Raw genomic sequence first — 14,415 nt, forward strand, 5'->3', positions numbered from 1 at the left:
TCGAAATGACTAAGGCAGTTACCTGTTTTTTTGTTTATTTATAAAAAATATAATTGTGAAAGACCTTGGTATATGGGAGAAAAATTAGTTATCTTCGGGACAGTTTCAAGTTTTGTGTAAACTGAAAATTTAGATGTATGATATATGAATAGTTACATGAAGGGCAGAGTCGATTTTGGTTCTGCCCTTGCTTTGTATTATAGCGTTACTTTTAAAAATGTCAATATAATCTGACTATCAATATCCAGCTTCGTCCAAACGTTCTTCAAAATAAATTTCAAGTTGAGAATGGATTTGACCCCAATCTTGGCGGTGACCTGTCCATTTTTTGGTAATGTCCATAGTGGCTAAATAGAGCATTTTCAAAAGACTATCGTCGGATGGAAAGATAGTCTTACTTTTTGTCACTTTTCGTAACTGACGGTTAAAACCTTCGATGGCATTTGTGGTATAAATAAGCCGTCTAATGGCTTCGGGATACTTGAAATACGTGGATAAGGTAGCCCAATTATCCATCCAAGATTTGTAGATTTTAGGGTATTTCTGATTCCATTTTTCAGCGAATAATTCCAGTTCGTTTAAAGCAATTTCTTCTGTTGCAGCTGCATATACTCGTTTCAAATCTGCCATCAACGCTTTGATATCTTTGTACGATACAAATCTTGTTGAATTGCGGATTTGATGAATAACACAGTGTTGTATTTCGGTCTGTGGGAAAACAGCTTCAATGGCTTGGGGAAAGCCGATTAGTCCATCAATACAGGCAATTAGAATGTCTTGAATACCTCTATTTTTGAGACCATTCATGATAGAAAGCCAGAATTTCGCACTTTCATTTTCGCCTACATACATACCAAGTACATCTTTGCGACCAGACATATCTATACCCAAGGCAATATATACAGCCTTTTTCACAATTCGCCCTTCGCTTCGTACATGGAAATGGATTGCATCCATAAAAACAACGGCATAGACTGATTCCAGCGGGCGCTCCTGCCACTCTTTCACGATAGGAATGATTTTATCTGTAACTCTACTGATTGTACTGTCTGATATTTTGATGTCGTAAAGCTCTCGCATATGTTCTTCAATATCACCAGTGGTCATGCCCTTTGCATACATAGATATGATTTTTTCCTCCATGTCCTGTGTGACTGTATTTTGGTATTTTTTGATGAGTTGTGGCTCGTATTCGCCATTTCGATCTCTAGGAATAGCAAGCTCCATATCGCCATAACTTGTGTGCATGGTTTTGGAAGAATGTCCATTTCTGCTATTTTTTGTGTCTTTGTTTGCGTAATCATACTTAGAATAGCCTAATTCTTCGTCGAGTTCCTCATCCAAGGAGCCTTCGAGAATTACAGACATCATGTCCCTCATAATGGCGTTTACGTCTGCACCATTTTTGACGGATACATCATTGTTTTTTAAATATTCTTTCATCATTTCTCGCATTGCTTGTTTTTGTGGTGTTTCGCTTCTTGTTCTTTTTGCCATAATAAAACCTCCAAACTGATTGTATTTATCATACATCAATTTGGAGGTTTACACAAACTTTGGGATAGTCCCTTATCTTCACTATAATTATCATCGTCATCATTACATTCTTCCCATGGATAATATCCAAAATCTTGAAAAAATTCATTATTCCACTGATTTATATCTTCTTCTGTTTATAATGGTACCGTGATTTAAGACAATTTTCGAGACAATTCTTAATGAATTTGTTATACTAACAACATCAGAAAGAAGGTGCTCACACATGTCTCGAACAAGAAGAAGTTTCACCGCTCAATTCAAAGCCGATTTGGTGATTGAGTTGCTGAAAGGCGAAAAAGATTTAAACACATTGGCTACCGAAAATTGCATCCAGCCTAACCTGTTAAGAAATTGGAAAAAAGAATTTTTATCCAATGCATCTGCTGCATTTGATGATACTCGTATGGAAAAAACGAACGAAAAATTACAACAAGAGCGTAAGGAAAAAGAAGCATATGCCAAAAAAGTCGGTCAACTTACAATGCAAGTGGACTGGCTCAAAAAAAAATCTGAAGAAGTTCTTGGACCAGACTACGAAACGAAGTATTCTCCAAAACCTTTCGAAGACTAAGGATATACCTGTATCTACAGGTGCAAAGCTGTTATCGGTGAATCGTACCAGCATCTACTATGAAAAGCCAGCGATATCCGCTGAGGAATTGGAATGCAAACGAATCATTGATCAGCTACACACAGAACATCCCACTTGGGGTGCAAGGCAGATGTCAGCACAACTGAAACAACGCAACCATAACGTAGGTCGCAAGCGTGCTAGACGTTACATGAATGAAATGGCCATTGATCCGATTTATCCAAAGATGAACCTTTCCAAACGCATGCAGGAGGCAAAGATATGCCCCTATCTATTGCGTAATGCGGTTATCGAACGTCCCAATCAGGCGTGGTCAATCGACATCACCTATATTGGAACAAAACACGGATTTCTGTATCTAACAGCCATCATCGACTGGTATAGTCGTTGCATTGTTGGTTGGGAAGTGGATGATACATTAAGCACTCATATGGTTATGAATGCGGTCAAAAAGGCATTGAAAGTAGCAACACCTATCATATTGAATTCAGACCAGGGCTCTCAATTTACAAGCAATGAATACAGAGCCTTTTTGAAGGAACAAAAAATCAAACAAAGCATGGATGGCAAAGGGCGATGGGCTGATAACATCATGATTGAACGATGGTTTCGCAGCTTCAAATACGAAGAAGCATATTTGACAGAATATACATCCATTAAGCAGGCTCGAATAGAGATAGCAAAGTATATTCACACATATAACTTTGAACGTCTTCATTCGGCGCTGGACTACCAGACACCAGCATCCATGTATTATCCCATGCAACTGTTACCAATGGCAGCATAAGAGGAGGGGTTACTCTTTCCTTTATTAAATTGAGTTCATTAAAAAAGAATTGTTTTTTTGTCTTGACAACTGAGCCATTATAGATTATCAAGAATGAAAATAACAACTAATTATACACTGGATAATATTAACTTTATAAGGCTCGATAGAGCTGTAAGGCAAGTAGTGCAGAAGTAAGAAAATTTATGCCTCTTTAGAGGTTGGCGGGGAAGAGTGGCTTATAGCCACAGAGCAAACCACTCGCTAAGCTGGTGGTACTGATTCAATATGGGTTTTTCAGCAGTGGCAATAGCAGACAGATTGGGACACGAAAGCATAGACATTACATATCAATATGCACACTTGTTCCCTAGCAAACAAGGATTTATCATGCATCGGTTGCAGAATATAGAGATGACAATTTCTTAAGAAAAATGAAATGGTCAATACATATATAATCATGGTACTATTAGTTAGCAAAAGATAACCGCTATATCTATTATAAAAGGATGTATAATATGGAAATTAGACAACTGGAATATTTTGTGACATCGGTCAAAGAAAAAAGTTTTTACAAAGCGTCGCAAAAGCTATTCACATCACAGCCAGCCATCAGTAAATCCATTGGGCTATTGGAAAAGGAAATTGGTGCCAAACTATTTGAACGCACCTCAAAAGGCATCATTGTGACACCAAAGGGAGAACAATTTTATCATTATGCAAATAATGTTTTGAAACAAGTGGAAATCATGCAAAATCTGGATTTTGCCGATAACAATGATATCTTGAATATCGCTTCTTATCCCAGCAAAACAATTTCAAAATTACTCACTTCTTTTTATGGTAAGCGTGAACAGAGCATACATTACCGTGAAGGTTCGGTGCAAGACATCATAGACTTTGTATCCACAGGGATTTGTGAATTTGGGTTGTTATACGTTTCGCCAAAACAAGAGCATTCCTTTGCACATATCATATCCCATAAGCAGTTGGAATTTGTGCCCATTAAGAAGGGTGAACTTTGTGTGTATGTAGGAAAAGAACATGAATTTTATAAGAAAAAGAAGGACATTACCATAGAAGAATTATCGCAGTTGCAATATATCCGTGGTTTGAAGGATTTCTTTTCTGTGGAGCATCATTTCGATTTTGTCAGCTTGAATGAAATCAACACCAGCTATTTTAAAGATAAGGTGCTCACCAATAGCGATCATTTGGTGTCTGAAATGTTAAATGACACAACCCTTTGCTATTTGGGTATTGATTTGGAGATAGAAGTCAATGATAACAAGATTGTCATTGATTCAGATGAAAAATATTTGACATTGGGATATGTAAAAAATCAACTTTTGGAGTTGAATGATATATCCAAAGATTTTTTAGAGCATTTGCAAAGCTTAATTTGAGTTTCCCAATTTAAAATAAGTGTGTCTGTGGAAAACAAGGTGGTCGGGTGCATACATAGGTACGCCCCCCTACGATACATCATCACAATATGTAGGGGGTGGACCTGTGTGTCCACCCGTTCTGTTAGGATTATCTCAACTTCCTGAAATTTTGACACTAAATAAAAACAAAACCCAATAAAGTCCAGTAAAATCGGCAAATCTATTGATTTTTCTGGGCTTTTAGTGTATACTATTCTTAGTGGGTATACTCACTAAGAAAGGAGAGCGTATGTACTTTGATTTTACAGTAGAAATACCTGAGAGCAAGGGGAAAATCACAAGGAAAAAGATAAAAGATGTAACGTACATTAATTATGAATATGACCGAATATATAAACCTGAAAAACAATATACGATTCCGAAACGAACTACAATAGGGAGACGATGCGAGGAGGATATTGAAAAAATGTATCCCAATGCAAACTATCTAAAATATTTTCCGGATAAAGAACTACCAGATAAAAAGGATCGTAGTAAAAGAAGTTGTTGTCTTCGGATAGGTTCATATTTGATGATACAGAAGATTATTAAAGACTATGAACTTGATACGATGCTAAAGCGTATCCTTGGTAAAAATGAGGATCTGTTTTTGGATTTAGTTACATACTCTATTATTGCAGAAAATAACGCAGCACAATATTATCCAGACTACGCTTATAACCATCCGCTCTTTACATCTGATATGCATATTTATAGTGATAGTAAAGTATCTGATTTTCTTAGTGAAATCACAATAAATCAAAGTGTTGGATTTCTGAATGAATGGAATGCGTCACGTAATCATAGGGAACAGATTTACATATCGTATGATTCTACTAACATGACCTGTCAGGCAGGTGATATAGATTTGGCAGAGTTTGGACATTCGAAAACGGGGGATGATAAACCGATTATTAATCATGCTATCGCCTACGATAGAACGAATAGAGAGCCTCTGTTTTGTGAGGATTATCCTGGAAGTGGAATGTCAACACTTTTTTGGACAATTTTTATAAGGTCAGTACCCGATATTCGGCTGGTGTTCTATAATCCAAAGAGCCATGCAAACGTATGTTATTGAACCAATGCACATAGTCTGCAAGTTCTAACTTCAATTGCTCCAAACTGACGAAATTTCGTCCTCGAACAAATTCTGTTTTGAATACCTTGAAATTGGCTTCTGCAACTGCATTATCATAGGGGCAGCCCTTCATGCTGAGGGATCGTTTGATCTGAAACACATCTAACATTTCATCAATGAGATAGTTTTTAAACTCGCTGCCGCGATCGGTATGGAACAGCTCGATTTCAGATAAATTCCCTTTGATTGTTGCAAAAGCATCATATACCAACTGAGCATTTTTGTGAAGTCCTGCACTAAATCCAACGATTTCTCGGTTGAATAAATCAATTAAGATACAAACATAGTTCCATTTATAGTTCACTCGAACATACGTCAAATCCCCAACAATTACTGCATTGGGAGGCTGGTTATCAAATTGACGAGCTAGTTCGTTTTTTACTGGCGACTCATTGCATTGTTGCTTTTGTGGTTTGAACTTGGCAACGGTATAGACCGAAATTAGCCCTAAACGTTTCATAATGCGGCAAATTCTGCGTCTAGAAACCTGTTTGCCCAACTTCTTCAGCTCTTTTTTCATTTTACGACTTCCGTAGACTTCTTTATTTTCATAAAAAATCCGTTCAATTTCTTGTTCTAATTCCGTATCATCTTTCTTGGACGAAGCCTCGTAATAGTAGGTACTCCTGCTGATTTCAAGGCATTTACACATGGCTGATATAGAGTATTTGTGTCGATTTGCTCGAATTACAATTACTTTCGTCCGAATATCAGCGCCGCTTGCTTTAGTATGTCATTTTCCATTCGTAGCTGTTGTAGCTCTTTACGAAGTTTGATGAGTTCAGCTTCTTCTGGTGTGCGATTATCAGCTTCTTTTGTAGAACCAGTAGCATTGTAACGCTGTATCCAGCGATTCAGTGCCGATGGTGTTAAATCGTATTCACGATTGATATCTGCTTTCGATTTTCCGTTGTTATATAATTGAACCATCTGCTGTTTAAATTCTTCTGTAAATTCTCTTCGTTGTCGTTTTTTAGTCATGTAATCATCTCCTTATTTTATATTAGTTTTATTTTACATGACCTTATCTTTTCTGTCTAGTTAAGTATAGCCATTCCAAGCTGTTTTGGCAGAGTCATAGGAGGATTAGAGAAATGGGAAGACGTAGTATATCGATAGATGAAAAGATAGAACGAGCTAAAGAACATGTATTCAAATGTAAAGATAAATATGATGAAGCACTAGCAGAGTTAGTTGCATTGCAGGAGAAGAAAAGTGATCTGCAAAAACAAGAGTTACTGGAAGCTATGGAGAATAGCACACGAAGTTACGAGGACATTTTGAAGTTTCTTGAAGGTAAATAAACATTAGGTCTGGGACGATTTTGTAAACGTCCTAGACCTATAAATGTTTTAGTGGGTAAATTTCAGGAAGTTGAGATTAAAACATGAAATTATTCAAAGAGGAAGTACATAATATTTCCTCTTTTTGTCCACCTAGTTAAACGTTTACCTAAATTTACCTAAAAAGGAGACATATATGAAAAAAACAAAAGTATTAAATTCTGAAATGAGTAGTGTGATTTCTAAAATGGGACATACACAAACTTTAACCATTGGAGATGCAGGACTTCCTATCTACAATGGTGTACAAAGAATTGATTTGGCATTGACACACAACATTCCCACATTTATGCAGACATTGGAAATTGTTTTGGAAGAGTTGTGCGTGGAACGAGTGATTTTAGCAGAAGAAATCAAAACCATAAATCCAATATTGGATGCAGAATTGCAAAAGAAATTTGCAGATATTTCATATGTGCCACATTCTGAATTCAAAGAATTGACAAAATCATCAGAGGCAGTCATTAGAACAGGTGAAACAAAGGCATATGCAAATATTATTTTGTGTGCAGGAGTCGTATTCTAAGATAAGGAGGGACGAAATGATTACAGTATTGGGAAGCATCAATGTGGATATGGTGACAAATGTATTAAAACGTCCCCTTGTTGGTGAAACAATAGAAGGAATTAGTTTCAAACAACATGCTGGTGGCAAAGGTGGAAACCAAGGTGTTGCTGCTGCAAAATTGGGTACAGAAGTTTGTTTTTTGGGGAAAGTTGGAGAAGATTCACCAGGCGAGTTTGTTTTGAAAAATATGCAAACAGCTGGTGTGGATGTATCCTTTGTTGAAAAAGAACCAACTAACACAGGTGTTGCAACCATTTGTGTAGATGGAGAAGGACAAAACAATATTATTGTAATAGCGGGTGCCAATGGTTTGGTGGATAAGGCATATATTCAAAAAAATGCGGATGTCATAGCAAAATCCAAAGCAATTGTAAGTCAATTTGAAACTCCGTTGGAAGCAACCATGGAAGCGTTTCGTATCGCAAAAGAAAATGGTGTTTTGACTGTTTTGAATCCGGCACCAGCCAAGGAATTGCATGCGGATATGATTCAGCTTGTGGATGTTTTGGTACCAAATGAATTTGAATTGGAAACCATTACGGGAATGCCAACAAATACAATTGAAGAAATAGACAAAGCCATTGATTATTTATTTGCATTGCATGTGCAGGTGGTTATTGTGACATTGGGACACAAGGGTGCATATCGAGCAACAAAAGAAGGACGTATGTTGTTCGAAGCTTACAAGGTAAATGCAGTGGATACAACAGCTGCTGGCGATAGTTTTTTGGGCGGATTCATTCATTCCTATATTGCAAATAAGAATATCGACGAAGCAATTTCATTGGGGCAAAAGGTTGCATCTTATGCAGTGCAACATGAAGGTGCACAAAGCTCTATGCCAACTATGGAAGAGTTAGAAACATATAGTGCAAACTTAAAACAATAAAGGAGGGGTGTTTATGTCAGAGTGTGTATTGCAGATGAAAAAAGTCACAAAAGAATTTCCAGGTGTAAAGGCTCTTTCTGATGTAGATTTCAACATTTATAAGGGTGAATGTATGGCGTTGATTGGAGAAAATGGCGCAGGAAAAAGTACTCTTATGAAGGTATTGTCTGGTGTGTACCCCAAATATGAAGGGGAAATTGTCTTTAGAGGAAAAAAAGTAGCGTTTGATACACCAAGACAAGCCAATGAAGCGGGAATTGCTATCATTCATCAAGAGCTGAATATGATTTCCTACATGAAGATATATGAAAACATTTTCTTGGGGCGTGAAATCAAAACCAAGTTTGGAAAGTTGGATAAAAAAGCAATGGTGCAAAAGGCAAAAGAGTTGATGGATGAAATGGAAATTGACTTAGATCCTAACGAAGAAGTTTGCAACTTGTCTTTGGCGAAACAACAAATGGTGGAAATTGCAAAGGCATTGTCCATGAATGCAGACATCATTGTTATGGACGAACCAACAGATGCATTGCCTGAAAGTGATGTGAAAAATTTGTTCCGCATCATCAATGGTTTGCGTGGCAAAGATATTGGTGTGGTATATATTTCTCATAAATTGGGAGAAGTGTTTGAAATTTGTGATCGCATCACTGTTTTGCGAGATGGTCAGTTCATTGCAGAAAATAAAGTGGAAGAGTTGGATGAGGATGCACTCATCAAATTGATGGTTGGACGTACCTTGGAAGAACAATTCCCTCATGTGGAATATGGTGAAAGTGAAACGGTATTTGAAGTGAAAAACCTTTCCAATCAATACATACATGATGTTTCTTTCTCTGCAAAAAAAGGCGAAATTATAGGTGTTTCTGGTTTGGTTGGTGCTGGCAGAACAGAGCTTGCCAAAACAATTTATGGTGCCTATAGAGCAGAAAGTGGACAAATATTCTTGAATGGAAAAGAAATCAAATCCAATAGTCCAAAGGAAGCCATTTCCAATGGGATTTACTATATCTCTGAAGATAGAAAAGGTGATGGCCTAATTTTGGATTTGGATATCAAGAGCAATATCACCATATCTTGTATTGAAAAATTGACAAAAAATACAATCATTCAAAAGAAAAAAGAACTGGAAGTTTGCGGTGGGTACCGAGATAAATTGAATATCAAGACACCAAGCATCCATCAAAAGATTAAAAACTTGTCTGGTGGGAATCAACAAAAGGTTGCCATTGCAAAGGGGCTTATCACAGACCCGCAAGTGCTTTTGATTGATGAGCCTACAAGGGGTGTTGATGTTGGGGCAAAAAAAGAAATTTATGATTTGATTAACCTCTTTAAGATGCAAGGGAAAACCATTATTTTGATATCCTCAGAAATGCCTGAAATTTTGGGGATGAGTGACAAGGTATTGGTTATGCATGAAGGAACCATTAAGGGTGAAGTTGATCGAAAAGATGCCACTGGAGAAGTTATCTTGGAACTTATTTTTGCAAAGAGGGGGTAAATTATGAGAAAAAGTGTGAGTTATTATGTTGAGAAATATAGACCAATTATCATATTGGTTGTGTTTATGATTGCAATTTCCATTATGAGGCCAGAATTTTTACAGCCAAGTAACTTGTCCAATGTTTTGCGACAAACATCTGTAAACGCCATCATTGCAGCAGGGATGTCTTTTGCTATTTTGACTGGTGGAATTGATATTTCTGTTGGTTCTACTCTGGCTTTTTCAGGGGCAGTTTCAGCATATATGGTATTGAATAATTACAATATTATAGTGGTTATTTTGGTTACATTGACAATTGGTGTCATTGCTGGTGCGATGAATGGTTTGTTCATTACCAAATTCAAATTGCAACCATTTATTGTGACACTTGCAACGATGACGATCTTCAGAGGGATGACAACGGTATTTACCCAAGGTAGACCCATTTCATTCAAAAGTGAAGGCACTGGTATCATGTATCGTTTCATCGGGAAAGAATCTTTGTTTGGCATTCCCATTCCAATCATCATCATGGTTGTGGTATATATCTTGGGATATTATCTCCTAAATCACACATCTTTTGGTCGATACATATATGCAATTGGTTGCAACGAAGATGCAGCCCATCTTTCTGGTATCAATACAAAAAAAGTGAAATTTATGGCGTATGTAATCAACGGATGTCTTGCAGCTTTGGCAGCAATCATTGTAACAGCAAGACTTTCTTCTGCACAACCAACAGCTGGAGATGGATATGAATTGGATGCCATTGCAGCGGTTGTTTTGGGTGGTACATCACTTGCTGGTGGACGAGGTAAAATTACAGGTACCATCATTGGTGCCATGATTATTGGTATGTTGAGCAATGCACTCAATCTGATGGATGTTTCATCTTACTACCAAACAATCATCAAAGGGCTAGTGATACTGGTAGCAGTATTGTTAGATAGAGAAAAGTAAAAGCAAGGTAAACGAGGGTAAGTAAAAAAGGAGGAATTTAGTATGAAAAAGTTATTTAGCGTAGTTTTGGCAACAACTCTCATGTTCGCAGCAGTGGGTTGCGGAAGCAGCACAACAAGCGAAGCTCCAGCAGCAGATGCAGGTGCAAGTGAAGAAGTGGCAACAGAAGAAGCAATGACAATTGGGTTGGTTTTGCCAACACTTACAACAGAATTCTTTGTAACCATCAAAGAAACAGCAGAAGCATATGCAGCAGAAACAGGTTTGAACATTGTTATTTTGGATTCCCAAGATGACGCTGTAAAACAATCTTCCAACGTAGAAGATTTGATCACCAAAAAAGTAGATGGTATCTTGCTCATTCCTACAGATTCTGATGCAGTTGCAACAGCTGTTGAAGACCTCAATGCAGCAGGTATTCCTGTAATTACATTGGACCGTTCTGCTAATGGTGGTGAAGTATTGTCCCATATCGCATCCGATAACGTAGCTGGTGGCGTTATGGCTGGTGAATATATCGTAGAATTGCTTGGCGGAGCTGGCAAAGTTGTAGAATTGGAAGGTGTTCCTGGAGCATCTGCTACACGTGAAAGAGGCGAAGGCTTCAACATTGCTATGGATGCAGCTGGTATCGAAGTAGTTGCAAGACAAACAGCAAACTTCAGCAAAGCAGAAGGCTTAACAGTAATGGAAAACATTTTGCAAGCGCAACCAGAAATCGATGCTGTTTTCGCTCATAATGATGAAATGGCTTTGGGCGCTATGGAAGCAATTGATGCAGCTGGACGTTCTGGTGAAATCAAAATCGTTGGTTTCGATGCATCTGCTGATGCTGTGGCAGCTGTAGCTGAAGGCACAATGGCAGCAACTGTTGCACAAAAACCTGACTTGATGACAACAACAGGTATCGAAACACTTTTGCAAGCAATTGCTGGCGAAACAGTACCTGAAAGTGTTCCAGTTGAACTTGCATTGGTGGCTGAATAATATAAAACAAACAGATGGGGGAGTTTTTCTATGAGTAACTTGAAAGTATATGAAGACCAAGAAAAACGTTTGAGATTCAAAAGTTTTTCAAATGACACTGCACTGGAAATTGGGATGCTACTTGTTGAAAAAGCGAAATTGAATCATGCACATGTAGCCATTGACATTACTGTGAATGGCTACCAAGTATTTCGATATGGCTTTGATGGCACCAACAATCACAATGAGATGTGGCTCAATCGTAAAATCAATACGGTCAATACAGTGCACAAAAGTTCTTTGCATGTAGGTGAAATTTTGAAGGAAACCAATGAAGATTTGCAAGAAGATTGGTATTTGGATAAAAATGATTATGCATATCTTGGCGGAGGGTTTCCAATTCATGTAATTGGTACTGGTGTCATTGGCTCCATTTGCGTTTCGGGTTCTCCTCATATGGAAGATCACCAAATCATTGTGGATGTTTTGGAAGAATATTTGGCAGAAAAAGAAGTGAACTATAGAAGTGAAATGATTGGCTTGTTTGGTTATCCTGTGGATGAAAATCCAACTGTTGTCATTATGGAAGCGGCATTTAAGGCTTTGGGCTTGCATTATCGCTATAATACAACATTGGTGGAACCCAAAGATTTGGAAGCAGCAGTGGCAGCATTGCGTGCTTTCCATATGAAAGGAACCCATATCACAATCCCTCATAAAATTGAAGTGTTGCAATATTTGGATAAACTTTCCGATGCAGCAGAGCTTATTGGTGCAGTCAATACTGTGTATTTTGATGGCGATGTTTTGATGGGTGAAAATACAGATGGCAAAGGCTTTATCACATCACTCAAAGATGCAGAAGTGGAAATCAAAGGTAAAAAAGCAATGATTTTGGGTGCTGGTGGCGTTGCTCGTGCAATGTCTGTGGAACTTGCAATGGAAGGCATTCGTGAAATTGTGATTGCCAACATTGTGGAAGCAGAAGGCGAAAATCTTGTAAAATTGATCAATGATAGAACAGATGCAAAAGCAGAATTCATTTTCTGGGACAAAGCATTGGATATTCCAGAAGATGTGGATATTTTGATCAATGGTACTTCTGTTGGTTTGTATCCAGACCCTAACATTCCAAACATCAACTATGACTCTTTGAGATTGGATATGGTGGTTTGTGATGTAATTCCAAATCCTTTACGTACCAAATTTGTGGAAAAAGTGAGCGGTATGGGCATCAAAGCACTTGATGGTTTCTCCATGCTAGTAAACCAAGGGGCAATTAGTTTCAAATTGTGGACTGGAGTAGATGCGCCTATTGAAATTATGAGAGAAGCACTGAAGAAAAGTTCAAATTAAATCATAAATAAAGGAGACTCGATATCTGTTTTGAATGGATATCGAGTTTTTTGTTTGTGATACAAGCAAAGGGTGAAATTGAAAAATCAATCCCACCCTAACATTTGATGAAGAGCCGATACTTTAGACCAGTTATGAGATTTTGCAAATTTTGAAAATACTCCAATAAACGCTTATTTTATCATAGAAGACCTATAGTTTCATTATTTACAAAGAGATTTTCACAATCTTGATGATTTGACTTTTGTTGTAATATGTTGCCACTATAGCAGTCTATTTGCAGCACAGAATTTCACGGGCATGAACATATTTTTGTTTGCTTACAGGTAGTTCCATATCATTTTGTAATACCACTTTATACCGTTGGATGGATTTGACATATAAGGTGTTTACAAGATAACTTTTATGAATACGGTAAAATTGAGGTGGCAATTTATCCTCTTGAGCGGAGAGCAAACCAGAAATTTTCAGAGAACCTTCTTTTGTATAAAGGATTGCATTTTTCAAACTTGCTTCTATATAAAGTATTTCATCTGCAAAAAAATAATGATATATACCAGAGATATCTCGAAAAACAATTTTTTTAGAATCGGTTGAGGTTGCATCCACTGCCATCAAATATTGAAAGAAATTAAAATCAGGAGAAATTTCCACAGGGGCAATATCAACAGAAAGAGGGATATCCTGTGCATTGGATCCATGGATGTGTACCAATTGTGTAAGAGTGCCACGATGTTTCCACACAAGGGTGAAGCGTGTATGTGTTTGCATAATTTTATCTTTTTCTGTGTGGGCAATGAGTTTGCAAGTTCCGCATACCACGGTTGTATATGAATTGCTTGAAACCACAGAAAAGGATTCTTCAAGCATGGTAAATGGTTCTGCTCGTAGTTCAGATTGTATGATATTTAAAAATTGCTCTTTTGTTGTAGTGTATTGAAAATCAAAGGCTCCAATCCACAAAAAATCATCAGCCAATAGATGTATTAGATGATTAATATTTCGACCATAAAAACCATGTAATACATCTTGGCTCAATTGTATAATATTTCGTTGATCTTCATTTTTTCTGCTCATAAGAATCCTTTCTGCAAACAAAACAACACCCAATATATATGAAAATTGTAACGCCAAAAAACAGATAATGCCATATAATTACCATTAATTCTGAATCTATTGACAAAAAATACCACCTATACTATCATCATAATATACCACATAAAGAAAGTAGTAGCAAGGGTTTGAGCATAGAATACCTTGTAGATTTTTAATTGAAAAGAGAAGGTAAAAGTAGGGTTATACTTGGAAAATACAAAGAGCATTTGTGACAATAAAATTTGTTGTTTTGTATAATTTTCCATTTATTGCTACAAGTATATGTT

General features: G+C 37.2%; 13 protein-coding genes and 2 pseudogenes. 12 read left to right on the plus strand and 3 right to left on the minus strand.

Going from position 1 to position 14,415, the window contains the following annotated elements; translation table 11 throughout:
* Positions 1–237: 237 nt before the first annotated feature.
* Complete coding sequence (locus MJY40_RS06045; RefSeq protein WP_317856421.1) at positions 238–1,455, minus strand: IS256 family transposase; 1,218 nt, start codon at positions 1,453–1,455, stop codon at positions 238–240.
* Between the two features lie 307 nt (positions 1,456–1,762).
* Between MJY40_RS06045 and MJY40_RS06050 the strand changes: the two genes are divergently transcribed.
* From MJY40_RS06050 to MJY40_RS06070, 5 genes and pseudogenes are all read left to right on the plus strand, one after another.
* Positions 1,763–2,110, plus strand: coding sequence for a transposase (locus tag MJY40_RS06050; protein WP_317854372.1), 348 nt, complete (start codon positions 1,763–1,765; stop codon positions 2,108–2,110).
* Entirely contained in the window at positions 1,995–2,918 is a 924-nt protein-coding gene (locus MJY40_RS06055) for an IS3 family transposase (RefSeq protein WP_317854373.1), read from the plus strand. Before MJY40_RS06050 ends, MJY40_RS06055 begins: the two co-directional genes overlap by 116 nt.
* A gap of 264 nt (positions 2,919–3,182) precedes the next feature.
* Positions 3,183–3,326 (plus strand): annotated as a pseudogene (locus MJY40_RS15560) (site-specific integrase); the annotation flags it as partial.
* Positions 3,327–3,415: 89 nt separating this feature from the next.
* Positions 3,416–4,303 (plus strand): LysR family transcriptional regulator, encoded by an 888-nt coding sequence (locus MJY40_RS06065; RefSeq protein WP_317856100.1) that lies wholly within the window; start codon positions 3,416–3,418, stop codon positions 4,301–4,303.
* A 271-nt stretch (positions 4,304–4,574) separates the two neighbouring features.
* A pseudogene (locus tag MJY40_RS06070) lies at positions 4,575–5,306 on the plus strand (IS1634 family transposase); the annotation flags it as partial.
* A gap of 28 nt (positions 5,307–5,334) precedes the next feature.
* Here MJY40_RS06070 and MJY40_RS06075 read toward each other — a convergent pair.
* Positions 5,335–6,446 (minus strand): IS3 family transposase gene (locus MJY40_RS06075; protein ID WP_317853734.1). Its coding sequence is split into 2 segments (ribosomal slippage): positions 5,335–6,194 and positions 6,194–6,446, totalling 1,113 coding nucleotides; the frame shifts between segments, so codons are not numbered across the junction.
* A 113-nt stretch (positions 6,447–6,559) separates the two neighbouring features.
* On the opposite strand from MJY40_RS06075, the gene MJY40_RS06080 reads away from it, so the two are divergent.
* The 7 genes from MJY40_RS06080 (at position 6,560) to aroE (ending at position 13,033) form a co-directional block, all read left to right on the plus strand.
* Positions 6,560–6,769: an ErpK protein gene (locus MJY40_RS06080; protein ID WP_317853736.1), complete on the plus strand. Its 210-nt coding sequence runs from the start codon at positions 6,560–6,562 to the stop codon at positions 6,767–6,769.
* A 175-nt stretch (positions 6,770–6,944) separates the two neighbouring features.
* Entirely contained in the window at positions 6,945–7,334 is a 390-nt protein-coding gene (rbsD, locus tag MJY40_RS06085) for a D-ribose pyranase (protein ID WP_317856101.1), read from the plus strand.
* Positions 7,335–7,350: 16 nt separating this feature from the next.
* Positions 7,351–8,265, plus strand: a complete 915-nt coding sequence (gene rbsK, locus MJY40_RS06090) for a ribokinase (protein ID WP_317856102.1) — start codon at positions 7,351–7,353, stop codon at positions 8,263–8,265.
* A gap of 13 nt (positions 8,266–8,278) precedes the next feature.
* Positions 8,279–9,769, plus strand: a complete 1,491-nt coding sequence (locus MJY40_RS06095) for a sugar ABC transporter ATP-binding protein (protein ID WP_317856103.1) — start codon at positions 8,279–8,281, stop codon at positions 9,767–9,769.
* Positions 9,770–9,772: 3 nt separating this feature from the next.
* The gene (locus MJY40_RS06100) at positions 9,773–10,711 is read left to right on the plus strand and encodes an ABC transporter permease subunit (protein WP_317856104.1); all 939 of its coding nucleotides are present in this window, start codon (positions 9,773–9,775) and stop codon (positions 10,709–10,711) included.
* A 42-nt stretch (positions 10,712–10,753) separates the two neighbouring features.
* Positions 10,754–11,698, plus strand: coding sequence for a substrate-binding domain-containing protein (locus tag MJY40_RS06105; protein WP_317856105.1), 945 nt, complete (start codon positions 10,754–10,756; stop codon positions 11,696–11,698).
* 30 nt (positions 11,699–11,728) lie between these two features.
* Complete coding sequence (aroE, locus tag MJY40_RS06110; RefSeq protein WP_317856106.1) at positions 11,729–13,033, plus strand: shikimate dehydrogenase; 1,305 nt, start codon at positions 11,729–11,731, stop codon at positions 13,031–13,033.
* A gap of 273 nt (positions 13,034–13,306) precedes the next feature.
* Here aroE and MJY40_RS06115 read toward each other — a convergent pair whose 3' ends face one another.
* Positions 13,307–14,110 carry a LytTR family transcriptional regulator DNA-binding domain-containing protein gene (locus MJY40_RS06115; RefSeq protein WP_317856107.1) on the minus strand — a complete coding sequence of 268 codons (804 nt, stop codon included), beginning with the start codon at positions 14,108–14,110 and terminating at the stop codon, positions 13,307–13,309.
* Positions 14,111–14,415 lie beyond the last annotated feature (305 nt).

Source organism: Chakrabartyella piscis, from assembly GCA_030067835.1.
Taxonomy (GTDB): Bacteria; Bacillota; Clostridia; order Lachnospirales; family Anaerotignaceae; genus Chakrabartyella; species Chakrabartyella piscis.